This is a genomic window from Mycobacterium sp. E2699 (assembly GCF_001666745.1).
In the GTDB taxonomy this organism is placed as follows: Bacteria; Actinomycetota; Actinomycetes; order Mycobacteriales; family Mycobacteriaceae; genus Mycobacterium.
In genome coordinates this window covers 1-17,824 of the sequence record NZ_LZJH01000055.1, presented here as the reverse complement: position 1 = coordinate 17,824, position 17,824 = coordinate 1, and the positions used below count along the sequence as shown (strand labels likewise).

Sequence of the window (17,824 nt, the reverse complement as noted above, 5' to 3'; positions counted from 1 at the left end):
CCGCTCAGCCGAACGCGCCGGGCAGCACGTCGCGGTAGGCCGGGATGCCGGCCACCGACGCGGCGGCGAACACCCCGACGAGCACCGCGCGGGCCAGGCAATCGGCCGCGGCCGCGCCCACCTCGGCGACCAGCCCCGTCTCGGGCGAGAACGCGGCGGGCACCGGTTTGGAATCGACCGCCGGGGCCACCTCGACCGCCCCGGTGGCCAGCGCGAACACCGTGTCGCCGTCCAGCGGGGTGTGTGCCGGCCGGATGGTGCGGGCCAGGCCGTCGTGGGCGGCGATCGCGACGCGCCGGCACGCGGCCGCGCTCAGCGCGGCGTCGGTCGCGACCACCGCGATGGTGGTGTTCAGCGGGTTCAGCGCCGAAGGCAGCTCGGCGTACGCGTCGACCTGCGCGGCCGGCGGCGACGTCAGCGCGAACTCCTCGATCAGGCTCGCCATCCAGGGCAGGCCGGTCGCCCGGTCGGCGACGTCACCCGCGGAGTTCACCGCGACGATCGCGCCGACGGTGACGCCAGAAGCGGCCGGCGTCGTCAAAGTCACCGAGGCCGTGCCGAGCCCGCCCTTGAGCACCCCGGCGCGCGCCCCCACCCCCGCGCCGACGGTCCCGATCGCCGTCGGCCCCGCATCCGCGGCTTCGCACGCGCCGTAGCCGAACTCGGCCGTCGGCCTGCGGTCCCAGCCACCGACCGGCAGGTCGAAGATCACCGCGCCCGGCACGATGGGCACCACGCCGCCGTCCAGGCTCACGCCGCGTCCGCGCTCCTCCAGCCAGCGCATCACTCCGTCCGCGGCCGCCAGGCCGTAGGCGCTGCCGCCGGCGAGCAGCACCGCGTCGACGAAGCGCACGGTGTTGGCCGGGTCCAGCAGGTCGGTCTCGCGGGTGCCGGGAGCGCCGCCGCGGCAATCGACGCCGCCGACCGTCCCGGGCGGGGTGAGCACGACGGTCACGCCGCAGGCCCAGCCGGCGCCCAACGACGCGTCGGGGTCGAGTCGCTGGTAGTGACCGACGCGGATGCCGCCGACGTCGGTGATCGAATTCATCCGGGCGACTTCCGCATCAACGCCAGGACCAGGTACTCCTGCAGAACGGTCAGCCACTGGTAGACGTCGAAGTGCACCGCCAGCGGATGGTCGGCCGGGAGCCGATCGGGGCCGTCCGGCCCGATCTCGAGCATGACCCCCAACGTCAACCGGATGTCGTTGACGGCCGCGACCCAGGCGTTCGCCTCGGCGTCGGTCAGCTCGAACCGGCCGCCGTTGTTCGGAATAGTGCTCAGAAGGCTTTGTGCGGCAGAGCGTTTGGCGTCGATGATGTCCGGCTCGTGCAGGCTGCGCAGCGCGGCGTTGAGGCGGTCGGGGGTGTCGCCGGCGGCCCGGTTCTCGTCGTCCTCGTTCTCGGTGTCGTCGGGCTTGTGGAAATCCGGCAGCAGCCGACGCAGCGTCGGATCTCGCGGCGGTTCCGCGTGCCCGGTCTTGATGCCGGTGATCTCCTCGAGTTCGTCTGTGGGCGCTGAGGATTCGCGCTCGTCGAGCAGGCCGATCATCGCGGTGACGAGGTTCGTGAGCAGGGTGGCCTCATGGGGGGCCAGGGCGGACCGAAACCGCGGACCGTCGGCGGTCTCGACGCGCTTCCATTTGCGCACAAGGAGTCCCGGACTACCTCGACCTCAGCGGTCCTGCTGCATCGTCGCCCACAAACCGGCGGCGTGCAGCTTGGACACATCGACTTCCATGGATTCCCGGCTGCCCGCCGAGACCACCGCCTTGCCCTCGTTGTGCACCTGCAGCATCAGCTTGGTGGCGTGCGGCTCGCTGTAGCCGAACAACTTCTGGAAAACGTACGTCACATAGGTCATCAGGTTGACCGGATCGTCCCACACGATGGTGACCCACGGGCTGGCCGTGACGTCTACCGGAGCCGACTCACGTTGCCCGGTAGTGCCCGGTTTCGTGGGCGCTGACGCAACAACCATGGCCCCTACGATACCGAGACACACGCCCGCCGCCGTCAGCCGTTACCGTTGCGGAATGAACGAGCCGGTCCTGGCCGGGCTGCTGACCGACAGGTACGAGGTGACCATGCTGGCCGCGGCGCTACGCGACGGCACCGCCGACCGCCGGACCACCTTCGAGCTGTTCGCCCGCCGGCTGCCCGACGGCCGCCGCTACGGCGTGGTCGCCGGAACCGGCCGCCTGCTGGAAGCGTTGCCGCAGTTCAGGTTCGACGACGACGCGTGCGATTTGCTGGCCGAGTTCCTCGACCCCGACACCGTGGGCTTCCTGCGCGATTTCCGGTTCGGCGGAGACATCGACGGCTACGCCGAGGGCGAGCTGTACTTCCCCGGTTCGCCGGTGCTTTCCGTGACGGGCAGCTTCGCCGAATGCGTGGTCCTCGAGACGCTGGCGTTGTCGATCTTCAACCACGACACCGCGATCGCCTCTGCGGCGGCGCGCATGGTCAGCGCCGCCGCGGACCGCCCGCTGATCGAGATGGGCTCGCGCCGCACCCACGAGCGGGCGGCGGTCGCCGCGGCCCGCGCCGCCTACATCGCCGGCTTCGCCGCGACCTCCAACCTGGGCGCCCAGCGCCGCTACGGGATACCCACCGAGGGCACGTCGGCGCACGCGTTCACGATGCTGCACACCATGCGTGACGGCCCGGACGAGCTGGCGGCGTTTCGCGCGCAGGTCGATGCGCTCGGCGCCGGTACCACGCTGCTGGTCGACACCTACGACGTGACGACCGGCGTGGCCAACGCGGTGGCCGCCGCCGGCACGCAACTGGGCGCCGTGCGCATCGACTCCGGCGAACTCGCGGTGCTGGCGCGCCAGGTGCGCGACCAGCTCGACCGGCTGGGCGCCACCGAGACCCGCATCGTGGTGTCGGGCGATCTCGACGAGTTCAGCATTGCCGCCCTGCGCGCCGAGCCGGTGGACAGCTTCGGTGTCGGCACGTCGCTGGTGACCGGCTCCGGCGCGCCGACCGCCAGCATGGTCTACAAGCTGGTCGAGGTGGACGGGATGCCCGTGCAAAAGCGGAGCAGCCACAAGGAATCCCGGGGCGGCCGCAAGGAGGCGCTGCGGCTGGCACGCCCGACCGGAACGATCACCGAGGAGATGGTGTACCCGGCGGGCCGCCCGCCGGAGACCGCCGAGCCGTACCGGGCGCTGACGACGCCGCTGGTCCGCGGCGGGGAGGCGGTGTGCCGCCCGAGCCTGTCGGCGGCGCGCGAGCTGGTGGCCGCCGGCCTGCGCAGCCTGCCATGGGAGGGCCTGAACCTGTCGCACGGCGAGCCCGCGATCCCGACGACGCAGATCCGGGCCTGAGCTGGAGGAGTGACCACGTCCGACGCGTCCCTGTCCGTGCCCGAGTTGCTCGCCATCGCCGTGGCGGCCCTCGGTGGCAGCGAGCGCCCCGGCCAGCTGCAGATGGCCACCGCGGTCGAGCGGGCCTTCGACAGCGGCGAGCACCTCGTCGTGCAGGCCGGCACCGGCACCGGCAAGTCGCTGGCGTACCTGGTGCCCGCGATCGTCCGCGCGGTGAGCGAGGACGGGCCGGTCGTCGTGTCGACCGCCACGATCGCCTTGCAGCGCCAGCTCGTCGATCGCGACCTGCCGCGCCTGGCCGATTCGCTCGCCGGCGCCTTGCCCCGCCGACCGCGGTTCGCCCTGTTGAAGGGGCGGCGAAACTACTTGTGCCTGAACAAGGTCCACAACGGCGGCGCGGCCGCCGACGCCGAGGACGAGCGGCCGCAGGAAGAGCTGTTCGATCCCGTCGCGGCCACCGCGCTGGGCCGCGACGTGCAGCGGCTCACCGCATGGGCATCGACGACCGATTCGGGCGACCGCGACGACCTCAAGCCCGGGGTGCCGGACCGGTCCTGGTCACAGGTCAGCGTTTCGGCGCGGGAATGCGTCGGCGTGGCGCGCTGCCCGTTCGGCTCCGAGTGCTTCTCCGAGCGGGCGCGAGGCGAGGCCGGCCGGGCCGACGTCGTCGTGACCAATCACGCGCTGCTGGCCATCGACGCGGTCGCGGACTCGGCGGTGCTGCCGGAGCACGCGCTGCTGGTGGTCGACGAGGCGCACGAACTGGTCGACCGGGTGACGTCGGTGGCCACCGCGGAGCTGACGTCGGCCGCCCTCGGCGTCGTCGCGCGGCGGATCGCCCGGTTGGTGGGCCCCGAACTGACCCAGCGGCTCGAGGCGGCGACCGCCAACTTCGCCGCGGCCGTCCACGACGCCACACCGGGCCGCATCGATCGCCTCGACGACGAGCTGGCGACCTACCTGACGGCGCTGCGCGACTCGGCAACCGCGGCACGCTCGGCGATCGACAGCACCGGCGACCCCAAGGCGGCGGCGGCGCGCGCCGAAGCCGTCGCGGCCCTGGGTGAGGTGTCCGACACGGCGTCGCGGATCCTGGCGTCGTTCACCCCGGCCATCCCGGATCGCAGCGACGTGGTCTGGCTCGATCACGAGGACAACCGCGGCTCGGTGCGTCCCGTCTTGCGGGTGGCGCCGCTGTCGGTCGCCGCCCTGCTGCGCGGCGAGGTGTTCTCGCGTTCGACGACGGTATTGACCTCGGCGACGCTGGCGATCGGCGGGTCGTTCGAGGCGATGGCCGCGGCGTGGGGGCTGACCGGCGGCGAGGGCGGGGACTGTAGCTGGCGCGGGCTCGACGTGGGGTCGCCGTTTGCGCACGCCAAGGCCGGAATCCTGTACGTGGCCGCGCACCTGCCGCCGCCCGGCCGCGACGGCACCGGCTCGGCGGAGCAGCTGACCGAGATCGCCGAGCTCGTCACCGCGGCCGGCGGCCGCACGCTCGGGCTGTTCTCGTCGATGCGGGCCGCCCGCGCCGCCGCCGAGGCCATGCGCGGGCGGCTGTCGACGCCGGTGTTGTGCCAGGGCGACGACAGCACCTCGGCGCTGGTCGAGCGGTTCGCCGCCGACGAGGAGACCTCGCTGTTCGGCACCCTGTCGCTGTGGCAGGGCGTCGACGTGCCGGGCCCGTCGCTGTCGCTGGTGCTGATCGACCGCATCCCGTTCCCCCGGCCCGACGACCCGCTGCTGGGCGCGCGGCAGCGCGCGGTGGCCGCGCGCGGCGGCAACGGCTTCATGGCCGTCGCCGCCAACCATGCCGCGCTGCTGCTGGCGCAGGGGTCGGGCAGGCTGCTGCGTCGCGTCAGCGACCGCGGCGTGGTCGCGATCCTGGACTCCCGCATGGTGACCGCGCGCTACGGCGCCTACCTGCGCGCGTCGCTGCCGCCGTTCTGGCAGACCACCAACCCGGTGCAGGTGCGCGAGGCCCTGCGGCGGCTGAGAACCTCTGACACGCCAGCGTGACGACCCGCTGCGCCCGGTCCCCCGCGCTTGCGATCGTCACTAACGCGCCAGCGTGACCAGACCCAGCTCGTTGCTGGCGGCCAGCATCGGGTTGTTGGGCAGCACGCGGACCGTGTATCCGACCGCGCCGGCCAGCGGCAGCGGCGTGGTCGTCGAGAACACCTGGTTGCCGCCCTCGGCGGTGCCCGTGTACGACATCTCGACGGTGACCGGGTCCAGCAGCGCGTCGCCGGCGTCCACCCTGCCCACCAGCGCCTGCACCGTGACCTCGTCGGGCGCCAGCCCGTCCAGCTGCACGGTCGCTGTCAGGGTCAGCTTGGAACCGAGCACCGGCGAGTCCGGCAGGCCGGTGCTGTCGACGTCGGAGATGGTGATCTTGGGCCACGCCTCCCGGGCGCGCCGCCGATAGGCGGCCAGCTCGCGGGCCGCGTCGAACTCGGCGCCGCCGTCCTCGGCCGCGGTGGTCCGGCGCAGCGATTCGGCCGCCGGTGTGTAGTACTGCTCGACGTAGTCGCGGACCATGCGGGAGGCCAGCACCTTCGGGCCGAGGGTCTGCAGGGTGTGGCGCACCATCTCGATCCACCGCGGCGGGACACCGTGTTCGTCGCGCTCGTAGAACTTCGGTGCCACCGCCTGCTCCAGCAGGTTGTACAGCGCGGTGGATTCCAGGTCGTCGCGCCGGGACTCGTCGGCCACGCCGTCGGCAGTCGGTATCTCCCAACCGTTTTCGCCGTCGTACCATTCGTCCCACCAGCCGTCGCGGATGGACAGGTTCAGCCCGCCGTTGAGCGCGCTCTTCATCCCCGAGGTGCCGCAGGCCTCCAGAGGCCGCAACGGGTTGTTCAGCCAGACATCGCAGCCCCAATACAACAGCCGCGCCATCGACATGTCGTAGTCCGGCAGGAAGGCGATGCGGTGCCGCACTTCCGGCCGATCGGCGAAACGCACCACCTGCTGGATCAGCGCCTTGCCCCCGTCGTCGGCGGGGTGCGATTTGCCGGCGACGATGAGCTGGATCGGCCTCTCCTCGTTGAGCAACAGCTGTTCGAGCCGATCCGGATCCCGCAGCATCAGCGTCAGCCGCTTGTAGGTCGGCACCCGACGGGCGAACCCGATGGTGAGCACGTCGGGATCGAAAGCCGTTGCTATCCAGCCCAATTCGGCATCCGGCGCGCCGCGCTCCTGCCAGGAGCGGCGCAACCGGCGCCGGACGTCCTCGACCAGCAGCGAGCGCAGTTGCGAGCGGATCCACCACAGGTGGCCCGCGTCGACCTCCTGCAGCCGCAGCCACACGCCGGGGTCACCGAAGGAGTCCGAGCCCGCCAGTTCGCGGCCCAGCTGCAACCATTGCGGCGCCGCCCAGGTGCGCGCGTGCACGCCGTTGGTGATCGAGCCGATCGGCACCTCGTCCGGATCGAAGCCCGGCCACAGCTCGTTGAACATGGCCCGGCTCACCCGGCCGTGCAACAGCGAAACACCGTTGGCCCGTTGCGCCAGCCGCAGGCCCATGTGGGCCATGTTGAACTTCGTCGGATCGTCCTCGGCCCCGAGCGCGAGGATCCGCGCGGTCGGCACGTCCGGCAGCAGGGCGGGCGCGCCCTTGGCCTTGGCATCCACATCGGGGTCGTCGCCCGGGCCGCTGGAACCACCGTCGAAGTAGAGCCGCACCATGTCGACCGGGAAGCGGTCGATGCCGGCCGGCACCGGGGTATGCGTGGTGAACACGGTGGCCGAGCGCACCACGGTTAGGGCGGTGTCGAAGTCCAGGCCCGAATCGGTGATCAGCTCGCGGATGCGTTCGGCACCGAGGAACCCGGCATGGCCCTCGTTCATGTGCCACACCTCGGGAGCCGGAAGCCCCTCGATGGCGGTGAAGGCGCGGATCGCCCGCACCCCGCCGATGCCGGCCAGGAGCTCCTGCCTCATCCGGTGTTCCTGGTCGCCGCCGTACAGGCGGTCGGTGACGCCGCGCAGTTCGTGCTCGTTCTCCGGGACGTCGGAATCCAGCAGCAGCAGCGGCACGCGTCCCACCTGCGCGACCCAGACCCGCGCCCGCAGCTGGGCCGAATCCGGGAGTGACAGCTCCACCAGCACCGGATCGCGCGCGGCATCGGTGAGCAGCCGCAGCGGCAGCCCTTGCGGGTCCAGCGCCGGGTAGGTCTCGTGCTGCCAACCGTCCGCGGTCAACGACTGCCGGAAGTAGCCGGAGCGGTAGTAGAGCCCCACCGCGATCAGCGGGACGCCCAGATCGGACGCGGACTTCAGGTGGTCACCGGCGAGGATGCCCAGGCCGCCCGAATAATTGGGCAGCACCTCGGCGACCCCGAACTCCATCGAGAAGTAGGCGATCGCGGCCGGCATCGGGGCGCCGGCCTGCTCGCGCTGCTGATACCAGAGCGGCCGGGTCAGGTAATCGTTCAGGTCGGCGGCGAGCGCATCGAGCCGGCCCACGAACTCCTCGTCGAGCGCCAGCTCGTCGAGCCGCGCCGGGCTCACCGCACCGAGCAGCGCCACCGGATCGCAGCCACACCGTGCCCACAGCGTCGGGTCGACGGTCGCGAACAGGTCTTGGGTGGGCTTGTCCCACGACCACCGCAGGTTGGTCGAAAGCTGATCCAGCGCGGCGAGACGCTCGGGCAAATGTGCGCGGACGGTAAAGCGGCGAAGGGCTTTCACGCGTCATTAGCTTACTGAGGATTCCGGCGCTCGCAGGGCGACCGACGGACGTTCCCCCTCGGGGGCGTGTGACGGCGCACTAGGGTGGGTATCGGTTAGTTGTTGGGGCCGCAACGCTGCGGTCCGTCAGGGAAAGTCCCCACGACAGGAAGTTTCTGAGAGGCGAGGCATTCCGCGACGACGCACAGCGCGGTCCCGCCACACAATCGAAACGGAGTGTTTGTGCCCGGTCGTGTCGAGATCGATAACGTCCAGCCCGTCGTCTCCTGCGGCGCGTACCCGGCCAAGGCCGTGGTCGGCGAGATGGTCCCCGTCAGCGCCGCCGTCTGGCGCGAGGGCCACGAGGCCGTCGCGGCCACCCTGGTCGTGCGCTACCTCGGCCAGCGCTATCCGCAAGTCACTGAATCCCGCCGGATCAAGGCGGTCCAGGCGCCCGAACGTCCGGCGCCCGCGCTCGACGGCAAGACCGCGGAGCAGCAGCGGATCAAGCCGCTGCTGCTGCCGATGACCGAGGGTGTCGAGCCGTACGTCTTCCATGGTGTGTTCACCCCCGACCGGGTCGGGCTGTGGACCTTCCGCGTCGACGGGTGGGGTGACCCGATCCACTCGTGGCGGCATGGGCTGGTCGCCAAGCTCGACGCCGGTCAGGGCGAGAAGGAGCTGTCCAACGACCTGCTGGTGGGGGCCGCGCTGTTCGAGCGCGCGGCGACCGGTATGCCGCGGGCGCGACGCGATCCGCTGCTGGCGGCCGCCGAGGCATTGCGGGCCCCGGGGGACCCGGTCACCCGCACCGCGCTGGCCCTGAGCCCGGAAATCGAGGAGCTGCTGGCCGCCTTCCCGCTGCGTGACCTGGTCACCCGGGGTGAACAGTTCGGGGTGTGGGTCGACCGGCCGCTGGCCCGCTTCGGCGCATGGTACGAGATGTTCCCGCGCTCGACGGGCGGGTGGGACGAGAACGGCAAGCCGGTGCACGGCACCTTCGCCACCGCGGCCGCGCAACTGCCGCGCATCGCCGACATGGGCTTCGACGTCGTTTATCTGCCGCCCATTCACCCGATCGGCAAGGTACACCGCAAGGGCCGCAACAACTCCCCGACCGCCGCTCCCGGCGATGTGGGATCGCCGTGGGCGATCGGCAGCGACGAGGGCGGCCACGACGCCGTTCACCCCGACCTGGGCACGATCGACGACTTCGACGAGTTCGTCGCCGCCGCAAGAGATCTGGGCATGGAGGTGGCGCTGGACCTGGCGCTGCAATGCGCACCGGACCACCCGTGGGCCCGCGAACACCGGAAGTGGTTCACCGAATTGCCGGACGGAACCATCGCCTACGCGGAGAACCCGCCCAAGAAGTATCAGGACATCTACCCGATCAACTTCGACAACGACCCCGCGGGTCTGTACGACGAGGTGCTGCGGGTGGTTCGGCACTGGATCGACCACGGCATCAAGTTCTTTCGGGTCGACAACCCGCACACCAAGCCGCCCGACTTCTGGGCCTGGCTGATCGGTCAGGTCAAAGACAGCGACCCCGATGTGCTGTTCCTGTCCGAGGCCTTCACCCCGCCGGCCCGCCAGTACGGCCTGGCGAAACTCGGCTTCACGCAGTCCTACAGCTACTTCACCTGGCGGACGGCCAAGTGGGAGCTCACGGAATTCGGCAACGACATCGCAGCCCTCGCCGACTTTCGGCGGCCGAACCTGTTCGTCAACACCCCGGACATCCTGCACGCGGTGCTGCAGCACAACGGTCCCGGCATGTTCGCCATCCGCGCCGTGCTGGCGGCGACCATGGGCCCGGCTTGGGGGGTCTACTCGGGCTACGAGTTGTTCGAGCACCGCGCGGTGCGCGAGGGCAGCGAGGAGTACCTGGATTCCGAGAAGTACGAGTTGCGGCCGCGCGACTTTGCGCGGGCTCTCGCCGAAGGCCGGTCGCTCGAGCCGTTCATCAAGCAGCTCAATACGATCCGCCGGGTGCATCCGGCGCTACAGCAACTGCGCACAATTCATTTCCATGGCGCGGACAACGACGCGATCCTGGCCTACAGCAAGTTCGACCCGGCCACCGGTGACTGCGTGCTGGTGGTGGTGACACTCAACGCGTTCGGCCCCGAGGAAGCGACGCTGTGGTTGGACATGGCCGCATTGGGTATGGAGCCCTATGAGAGGTTTTGGGTGCGCGACGAGATCACCGGTCAGGAATTCCAGTGGGGACAATCGAACTACATCAGGCTCGACCCGTCGCGGGCCGTCGCGCACATCATCAACATGCCACTCATACCGTACGAATCCCGAATCACGCTGCTGCGTAGGAGGTGACGGGCTGTGAGCCGAACCGATGAACTCGCCGGACTGGATCTGGCGCCCGACCCAGCCGACTTGGCGCGCCTGGTGGCCGGCGCGCATTACAACCCGCACGGCATCCTGGGGGCCCACGAGTACGGCGACCACACCGTCATCCGCGCGTTGCGACCGCACGCGCGCGAAGTCGTCGCGCTCGTCGGTGACGATCGGTTCCCGTTGCAGCACATCGATTCCGGCCTGTTCGCCGTGTCGCTGCCGTTCGTCGACCTCATCGACTACCGGCTGGAGGTGACCTACGAGGGCGCCGATCCGTTCGTCGTCGCCGACGCCTACCGCTTCCTGCCCACCCTGGGCGAAGTCGACCTCCATCTCTTCGGCGAGGGCCGCCACGAGCGGCTGTGGGAGGTTCTCGGCGCGCACCCCCGCTCGTTCACGACGGCCGACGGGGTGGTCAACGGGGTGTCGTTCGCCGTGTGGGCGCCCAACGCCAAGGGCGTGAGCCTGATCGGGGAGTTCAACGGCTGGACCGGCAACGAGGCGCCCATGCGCGTGCTGGGCTCCTCCGGGGTGTGGGAGCTGTTCTGGCCCGACTTCCCCCTGCACGGCCTCTACAAGTTCCGCGTGCACGGCGCCGACGGCGTGGTGACCGAACGCGCCGACCCGATGGCATTCGCCACCGAGGTGCCCCCGCACACCGCGTCCAAGGTAACGCGCAGCGAGTACACCTGGCAGGACACCGACTGGCTGACGCGGCGCGCGCAGCGCAACCCGGTGTTCGAGCCGATGAGCACCTACGAGGTGCATCTGGGCTCCTGGCGTCCCGGCCTGAGCTACCGCCAGCTCGCCCGTGAGCTGACGGATTACGTTGTGGAGCAAGGGTTCACCCACGTGGAGCTGCTGCCGGTCGCCGAGCACCCGTTCGCCGGCTCATGGGGTTACCAGGTCACCTCCTACTACGCGCCCACGTCGCGCTTCGGCACGCCGGACGAATTCCGGGCGCTGGTCGACGCCCTGCATCAGGCCGGCATCGGCGTGATCGTGGACTGGGTGCCGGCGCACTTCCCGAAGGACGCCTGGGCGCTCGGCCGGTTCGACGGCACCCCGCTCTACGAGCACGCCGACCCCAAGCGCGGGGAACAACTCGACTGGGGCACCTACGTCTTCGACTTCGGCCGCGCGGAGGTGCGCAACTTCCTGGTGGCCAACGCGCTGTACTGGCTCGAGGAGTTCCACATCGACGGCCTGCGCGTGGACGCGGTCGCCTCCATGCTCTACCTGGACTACTCGCGGCCCGAGGGCGGCTGGACCCCGAACGTCTACGGGGGGCGCGAGAACCTGGAGGCGGTGCAGTTCCTCCAGGAGATGAACGCCACCGCGCACAAGGCCGCGCCCGGCATCGTCACGGTCGCCGAGGAGTCGACGTCGTGGCCCGGCGTCACGCGGCCGACGAACCTTGGCGGCCTTGGCTTCTCGATGAAGTGGAACATGGGCTGGATGCACGACACGCTCGACTACATCAGCCGCGACCCGATCTACCGCAGCTACCACCATCACGAGATGACGTTCTCGATGCTGTACGCGTTCAGCGAGAACTACGTGCTGCCGATCAGTCACGACGAGGTGGTGCACGGCAAGGGGACCCTGTGGGGACGGATGCCGGGCAACAACCACGTCAAGGCCGCGGGCCTACGCAGCCTGCTCGCCTATCAATGGGCGCACCCGGGCAAGCAGTTGTTATTCATGGGACAGGAATTCGGTCAGCGCGCCGAGTGGTCCGAGCAGGGCGGGTTGGATTGGTGGCAGCTCGACGAACAAGGCTTTTCCAACGGCGTTTTACGCTTCGTGCGCGACATCAACGAGATTTACCGCAGCCGTCCGGCGCTGTGGAGCCAAGACACCATTCCCGACGGCTATTCCTGGATCGACGCCAACGACTCCGCCAACAACGTGCTGAGTTTCCTCCGATACGGAAACGACGGCTCGGTGATGGCCTGCGTATTCAATTTCGCGGGTTCGGAGCACAGCGGCTACCGCCTCGGCCTGCCCTGCGCCGGCCGCTGGCGCGAGGTGCTGAACACCGACGCGACCATTTATAACGGCTCGGGAATCGGCAACATGGGCGGCGTCGACGCCACCGAAGACCCGTGGCACGGCCGCCCGGCCTCGGCCGTTATGGTCCTGCCGCCCACGTCGGCGTTGTGGCTCGAACCCGAATAGTCAAACGACCGGCGGTGCTTATACCGGGTGCACTGCAATAAGTAAAGCAGCATTTAATTGCTGGCCCAGTAATGCGCAGCTACTTTCCCAGTTTCGCTAAGTCTGGATATGATCCACTCTCCAGGTGTCATCGCTAACTCGCCGTACTCGCTGGGAGGCATGCATGTCGTTCGTGTTCGCGGCACCAGAAATGGTTTCGGGGGCGGCGTCGGATTTGGCGAATATCGGCTCGACCATTAGCGCGGCAAGCGCGACGGCGGCGGCGCCGACGACGGGAATGGTCGCCTCGGCCGCCGACGAGGTGTCGGCGAGCGTGGCGGCGCTTCTCTCGGCCCACGCCGCGGAGTACCAGGCGATCAGTGCGCAGGCGGAGGCCTTTCATTCGCAGTTCGTCCAGGCCCTCGCAGCGGGTGCGACGTCGTACGCCGCCACCGATGCCGCCAATGCGTCACCGTTGCAAGCGTTGGAGCAGCAGTTGCTCGGTGCGCTGAACGCGCCCACCCAGCTACTCCTGGGCCGCCCGCTGATCGGCAACGGCGCCGACGGGGCGCCGGGCACCGGGGCGCCGGGCGGCGCCGGCGGAACCCTGATCGGCAACGGCGGGGCCGGCGCGCCCGGGCAGCCGGGCGGCAAGGGCGGGAGCGGGGGGCTCTTCGGCATCGGCGGGGCGGGCGGTGCCGGCGGCGTGTTGTGGGGGGCCGGCGGTATCGGTGGGACCGGCCGTCTCGGCGGTGCAACCGGTGGCTTACGGGACGCCAGGCGTGGCGGAGGACTGTTCGGCGCCGGCGGGGCCGGCGGTAATTCCGTGCTCATCGGCAACACCGCCGCCGGTGGGGCCGGCGCGGCGGGCGGCAACGCCGTGCCGCTCGGCGACGGCGGCAACGGCGGCACGGGCGGCCTGCTCGGCCTGGCCGGAACGAACGGGATGTCGGCCCCGTAAGGGCCGACTCAGTACAGCGCGTTGGCGAGGTTGCGCCGGCCGGCGACGACCTCGGGATCCGCGGGATCGAAGAGCTCGAACAGCTCGATCAGTCGGGTGCGCACCCGGGTGCGCTCATCGCCGGATGTGCTGCGCACCAACGCGATCAGGCGCTCGAACGCCGCGCTCACGTCCTGATTGAGTATTTGCACGTCGGCGGCCGCGAAGGCGGCCTCGATGTCGCCCGGCGCGGCGTCGGCGATCGCGACGGCATCGGGGCGTTGTGCCGTTGCGCGCGTGAGGAATTCGATCTGCCGGATCGCACCCCTGGCCTCGGCGCTGGCCGGGTTGGCGTCCAGGATCGCCTGATACGACGCTTTGGCGGCGTCGAAGTCGCCGTCCTCGAGTTGCTGGCGCGCCCGAGCCAGTTCGGGATCCAGTTCCGCTTGTCCGGAACCGGTTGCGCCCCTGAGCTTTCCGGCCGTCGCCGACAACAGCGAGTCCACCCATCTGCGCAACTGGTCGGGCGGCTGGACGCCCTGGAAGCTGGACAGCGGCTGCCCGGCGGCCAACGCCACGACGGTGGGGACCGCGTCGACGCCGAAGATCTGGGCCACCCTTGGCGTCACGTCGACGTTGACCGTCGCCAGCGCCCAGGTGCCGCCGTCCTCGGCGGCCATGCCGGAGAGCGTCTCGAGGAGCTGGACGCACGCGTCACTGCGCGGCGACCACAACAAGACCACGACCGGCACCTCGTCGGACCGGACGATCACCTGCTCTTCGAAATTGGCCTCGGTGACCTCCGTGCCACCTGGCGTCGCGGGCGCCGCGGCGCCCGCCGGGCCGGAGGCGGAAGCGTTCTGTTGGGCTCGCTGCTTGAGCCCGGAGAGGTCGACCGCACCGGCCAGTGCGGGCCCGATCGAGGGTCGCGGACGCGTCACGCCGTCAAGTTTGTCATGCGCTGCGATGACCGAGCCACCCGGTCGCGCCTGCGCTCATCGGGCGTTATGACCAAGATCACAAACTTTTCCGCGCGGCGGATGCCAGCAACGCCAGCAAAGGTGCCTAACCGGCCCGCAGGATCAGGGCGTCGCCCTGACCGCCGGCCCCGCACAGGGCCGCGACGCCGTAGCCGGACCCGCGCCGCGCCAACTCCAGCGCCACGTGCAGGGTGATTCTGGCGCCCGACATGCCGATCGGATGACCGACCGCGATGGCACCGCCATTGACGTTGACGATCTCCGGGTCGACACCCAGTTCGCGGGTCGAGGCCAAGGCCACCGCCGCAAACGCTTCGTTGATCTCCACGACGTCGAGCTGGTCGACGGAGATGCCCTCGCGGCCGAGCGCCTTCTTGATGGCGTTGGCCGGCTGGGACTGCAGCGTCGAATCGGGCCCGGCCACAACGCCGTGCGCGCCGATCTCGGCCAGCCAGGAAAGCCCGAGCTCCTGCGCTTTCGCCTTGTTCATCACCACGACCGCCGCCGCGCCGTCGGAAATCTGCGACGCCGAACCGGCGGTGATGGTGCCGTCGCGGCGAAAGGCGGGCTTGAGCCCGGCCAGGGACTCCGCGGTCGTGTTGGCGCGGATCCCCTCGTCCTCGGCGAACTGCAGCGGATCACCCTTGCGCTGCGGGATGTTGACCGGCACCACCTCGTCGGTGAAGACGCCGTCCTTCCACGCTGCGGCCGCCTTCTGGTGGGACCGTGCGGCAAACTCGTCCTGCTCCTGGCGGGTGAACTTGTCGAGGTCGTTGCGCTGCTCGGTGAGCGCGCCCATCGGTTGGTCGGTGAACACGTCGTGCAGCCCGTCGTAGGCCATATGGTCGAGCACCGTCACGTCGCCATACTTGTAGCCCGCCCGGCTGTCCATCAGCAGGTGGGGCGCCCTGGTCATGGACTCCTGGCCGCCGGCCACCACCACGTCGAACTCCCCGGCGCGAATGAGCTGGTCAGCCAGGGCGATGGAGTCGATGCCGGACAGGCACATCTTGTTGATGGTCAGTGCCGGAACGTCCCATCCGATGCCCGCCGCGACCGCCGCCTGACGCGCGGGCATCTGGCCGGCGCCGGCCGTCAACACCTGGCCCATGATCACGTACTCGACCGCCGACGCCGGGACCCTCGCCTTCTCCAGCGCCCCGGCGATCGCGATGGCGCCCAGATCGCTGGCCGAGAAATCCTTCAGCGAACCCATCAGCTTCCCGATGGGCGTTCGCGCCCCAGCAACTATCACCGACGTCGTCATGAGAACCTCCTGAGCGTGCCCGGACGGCCGATTCGGCATCCTGGAGAAGCGCAATCTTTGCCGTCAGGTTACCGTTACGTGATGACGACCGATCAAGTTGACGCCCGTCACCTCCTGGCCACCTCGTTGGTGACCGGCCTCGATCACGTCGGCATCGCGGTCGCCGACCTGGACGCCGCCATCACCTGGTACCACGACCACCTCGGCATGATCCTGGTGCACGAGGAAGTCAACGATGACCAGGGCATCCGCGAGGCGATGCTGGCCGTCCCCGGGACCACCGCGCAGCTGCAGCTGATGGCCCCGCTCGACGACTCGTCGACGATCGCGAAGTTCATGGAGAAGCGCGGACCGGGCATCCAACAGATGGCCGTTCGGGTCAGCGATCTGGACGCCATCTGCGAGCAGCTGCATGAGCAGGGTGTGCGACTCGTCTACGAGGCGCCCCGCCGCGGCACAGCTAACTCTCGGATCAACTTCATCCATCCCAAGGACGCCGGCGGGGTCCTGATCGAGCTGGTCGAGCCGGCCTCCTAGCGGCTCGCCTCTACGACCACTTGCGGGTCGGGCCGCGGGTGGCACGGTTGGCCCAGCACGGGGTGTGCCAATGTCGCCGGTCATCGGTTCCCTGCGGGGATTCGGTCGGCCACACCACCAGATGTGCGGTGCCGGAAGGGATTTCGTGATCGCAACCCGGGCAGCGATAGGTCTTGACCGCGCGGGCCGCAGCGACCGGTCGCACCTCGTATTCGTAGCCGTCGGGTCCGGTCTCGACCCGGCACGGGACCGGCGCCAGGGGTGCCGGCCGCTGCCGGCGTGGCGGTGGGCGGCGCCGAGGCATGCCCCGCAGTCTAGTTGGGCACGTCAGAACAACCGGTATTCGTCGCTGTCCATGCCGCGCATCTGATCGTAATCCAGTGTGACGCAGCGGATCCCGCGGTCGGTGGCCAGCGTGCGCGCTTGCGGTTTGATCTGCTGGGCGGCGAAGACGCCCTTGACCGGCGCCAGCACGCTGTCGCGGTTGAGCAACTCGAGGTAGCGGGTGAGCTGCTCCACGCCGTCGATCTCCCCGCGCCGCTTGATTTCCACCGCGACCGAGCCGCCGCTTTCGTCGCGGCAGAGCAGATCGACGGGCCCGATCGCGGTCATGTACTCGCGACGGACCAACGTGTACCCCTCGCCCAGCAGCTGGACGTGCTCGGCGAGCAACGCCTGCAGGTGGGCCTCGACGCCGTCCTTCACCAGGCCCGGGTCGACGCCCAGATCGTGGCTGGAGTCGTGTTCGATCTCCTCGACGGTGATGCGCAGCTGCTCGCCGGCCTTGTTCTCCACCACCCAGAGCGGCACCTGTCCGGCGTCCTCCTCGGTCAGCCAGCAGGGCGGGCTCATCCAGTTCAGCGGCTTGTAGGCGCGGTCGTCGGCGTGCACGCTGACCGACCCGTCGGCCTTGAACAGCAGCAGTCGCCGCGCGGAAGGTAGGTGTGCGGTGAGCCGGCCGACGTAGTCGACGGTGCATTGGGCGATGACGAGGCGCACCCGACTCACCTTAGAGCTTGGGCGACAAATTAGGCTTGCGCCACCATGTCGGCCAAAAAGAGCATGGCACAACGTATCGGCCGGGTGCTCGAGCGGATTACCCGCCAGAGCGGCCGGCTACCGGAAACGCCTGCGTACGGGTCGCTGCTCCTCGGGCGGGTGACGGAAAGCCAGCGGCGGCGGCGCATCCGCATCCAGATCATCATGACCGTGCTGGTGCTGGGTGCGAACCTCATCGGTATCGCCGCGGTAATGCTGATCGTGACGGTGGCGGTTCCGGAACCCAGCGTGTTCGACGACGCGCCGGCGTGGCTCACGTTCGGAGTCGTGCCGGCCTACATCGCGCTGGCTTTGGCGCTGGGCACGTATTGGATCACCCGCCAGACCGTGATCGCCCTGCGCTGGGCGATCGACGAGCGCATGCCGACCCGCGACGACGAGCGCAACACCTTTCTGGCCCCGTGGCGGATCGCCGCCTACGACCTCATCCTCTGGGGCGTCGGGACGATCGTGCTGACGACCCTCTACGGCCTGATCAACACGATGTTCATCCCGCGGTTCATCGTCGCGGTGGG

At 69.8% G+C, this 17,824-nt stretch carries 13 protein-coding genes and 2 pseudogenes; 7 read left to right on the top strand and 8 right to left on the bottom strand.

Annotated elements, in window-relative coordinates:
• Positions 1 to 4 precede the first annotated feature (4 nt).
• From A5696_RS07565 to clpS, 3 genes are read right to left on the bottom strand one after another with little or no spacing between them, the layout of a single operon-like run.
• Positions 5 to 1,048: a P1 family peptidase gene (locus A5696_RS07565; RefSeq protein WP_067875828.1), complete on the bottom strand. Its 1,044-nt coding sequence runs from the start codon at positions 1,046 to 1,048 to the stop codon at positions 5 to 7.
• Positions 1,045 to 1,650: a DUF2017 domain-containing protein gene (locus A5696_RS07560; protein WP_067875825.1), complete on the bottom strand. Its 606-nt coding sequence runs from the start codon at positions 1,648 to 1,650 to the stop codon at positions 1,045 to 1,047. Before A5696_RS07560 ends, A5696_RS07565 begins: the two co-directional genes overlap by 4 nt.
• A 24-nt stretch (positions 1,651 to 1,674) precedes the next feature.
• Entirely contained in the window at positions 1,675 to 1,980 is a 306-nt protein-coding gene (gene clpS, locus A5696_RS07555; RefSeq protein ID WP_067875822.1) for an ATP-dependent Clp protease adapter ClpS, read from the bottom strand.
• 55 nt (positions 1,981 to 2,035) lie between these two features.
• Here clpS and A5696_RS07550 point away from each other — a divergent pair, with 55 nt between their 5' ends.
• Positions 2,036 to 3,334, top strand: a complete 1,299-nt coding sequence (locus A5696_RS07550; protein WP_067875819.1) for a nicotinate phosphoribosyltransferase — start codon at positions 2,036 to 2,038, stop codon at positions 3,332 to 3,334.
• A gap of 9 nt (positions 3,335 to 3,343) precedes the next feature.
• Entirely contained in the window at positions 3,344 to 5,350 is a 2,007-nt protein-coding gene (locus A5696_RS07545) for an ATP-dependent DNA helicase (protein ID WP_067875816.1), read from the top strand.
• Positions 5,351 to 5,389: 39 nt separating this feature from the next.
• Here the strand turns inward: A5696_RS07545 and glgP are convergent, their stop codons facing one another.
• The gene (gene glgP, locus A5696_RS07540; protein WP_067875813.1) at positions 5,390 to 8,026 is read right to left on the bottom strand and encodes an alpha-glucan family phosphorylase; all 2,637 of its coding nucleotides are present in this window, start codon (positions 8,024 to 8,026) and stop codon (positions 5,390 to 5,392) included.
• 222 nt (positions 8,027 to 8,248) lie between these two features.
• Between glgP and A5696_RS07535 the strand changes: the two genes are divergently transcribed.
• From A5696_RS07535 to A5696_RS07525, 3 genes and pseudogenes are all read left to right on the top strand, one after another.
• Entirely contained in the window at positions 8,249 to 10,345 is a 2,097-nt protein-coding gene (locus A5696_RS07535; protein WP_231964259.1) for an alpha-1,4-glucan--maltose-1-phosphate maltosyltransferase, read from the top strand.
• A gap of 6 nt (positions 10,346 to 10,351) precedes the next feature.
• Positions 10,352 to 12,547: a 1,4-alpha-glucan branching protein GlgB gene (gene glgB, locus A5696_RS07530; protein ID WP_067875808.1), complete on the top strand. Its 2,196-nt coding sequence runs from the start codon at positions 10,352 to 10,354 to the stop codon at positions 12,545 to 12,547.
• 163 nt (positions 12,548 to 12,710) lie between these two features.
• Positions 12,711 to 13,484, top strand: a pseudogene (locus A5696_RS07525) (PE family protein); the annotation flags it as partial.
• Between the two features lie 11 nt (positions 13,485 to 13,495).
• On the opposite strand, the gene A5696_RS07520 reads toward A5696_RS07525, so the two are convergent.
• Both A5696_RS07520 and A5696_RS07515 read right to left on the bottom strand, forming a co-directional pair.
• Positions 13,496 to 14,407: a co-chaperone YbbN gene (locus tag A5696_RS07520; protein WP_067875803.1), complete on the bottom strand. Its 912-nt coding sequence runs from the start codon at positions 14,405 to 14,407 to the stop codon at positions 13,496 to 13,498.
• Between the two features lie 124 nt (positions 14,408 to 14,531).
• Positions 14,532 to 15,713: an acetyl-CoA C-acetyltransferase gene (locus tag A5696_RS07515; protein ID WP_067875800.1), complete on the bottom strand. Its 1,182-nt coding sequence runs from the start codon at positions 15,711 to 15,713 to the stop codon at positions 14,532 to 14,534.
• A 78-nt stretch (positions 15,714 to 15,791) separates the two neighbouring features.
• Here A5696_RS07515 and mce point away from each other — a divergent pair, with 78 nt between their 5' ends.
• Complete coding sequence (mce, locus tag A5696_RS07510; RefSeq protein WP_108637400.1) at positions 15,792 to 16,250, top strand: methylmalonyl-CoA epimerase; 459 nt, start codon at positions 15,792 to 15,794, stop codon at positions 16,248 to 16,250.
• 10 nt (positions 16,251 to 16,260) lie between these two features.
• On the opposite strand, the gene A5696_RS07505 is transcribed toward mce, so the two are convergent.
• Complete coding sequence (locus A5696_RS07505; RefSeq protein WP_067875793.1) at positions 16,261 to 16,554, bottom strand: hypothetical protein; 294 nt, start codon at positions 16,552 to 16,554, stop codon at positions 16,261 to 16,263.
• Positions 16,555 to 16,577: 23 nt separating this feature from the next.
• Positions 16,578 to 17,249: an endonuclease NucS gene (gene nucS, locus A5696_RS07500; protein ID WP_067875790.1), complete on the bottom strand. Its 672-nt coding sequence runs from the start codon at positions 17,247 to 17,249 to the stop codon at positions 16,578 to 16,580.
• Between the two features lie 45 nt (positions 17,250 to 17,294).
• Between nucS and A5696_RS07495 the strand changes: the two are divergent.
• Positions 17,295 to 17,824 (top strand): annotated as a pseudogene (locus A5696_RS07495) (hypothetical protein); the annotation flags it as partial.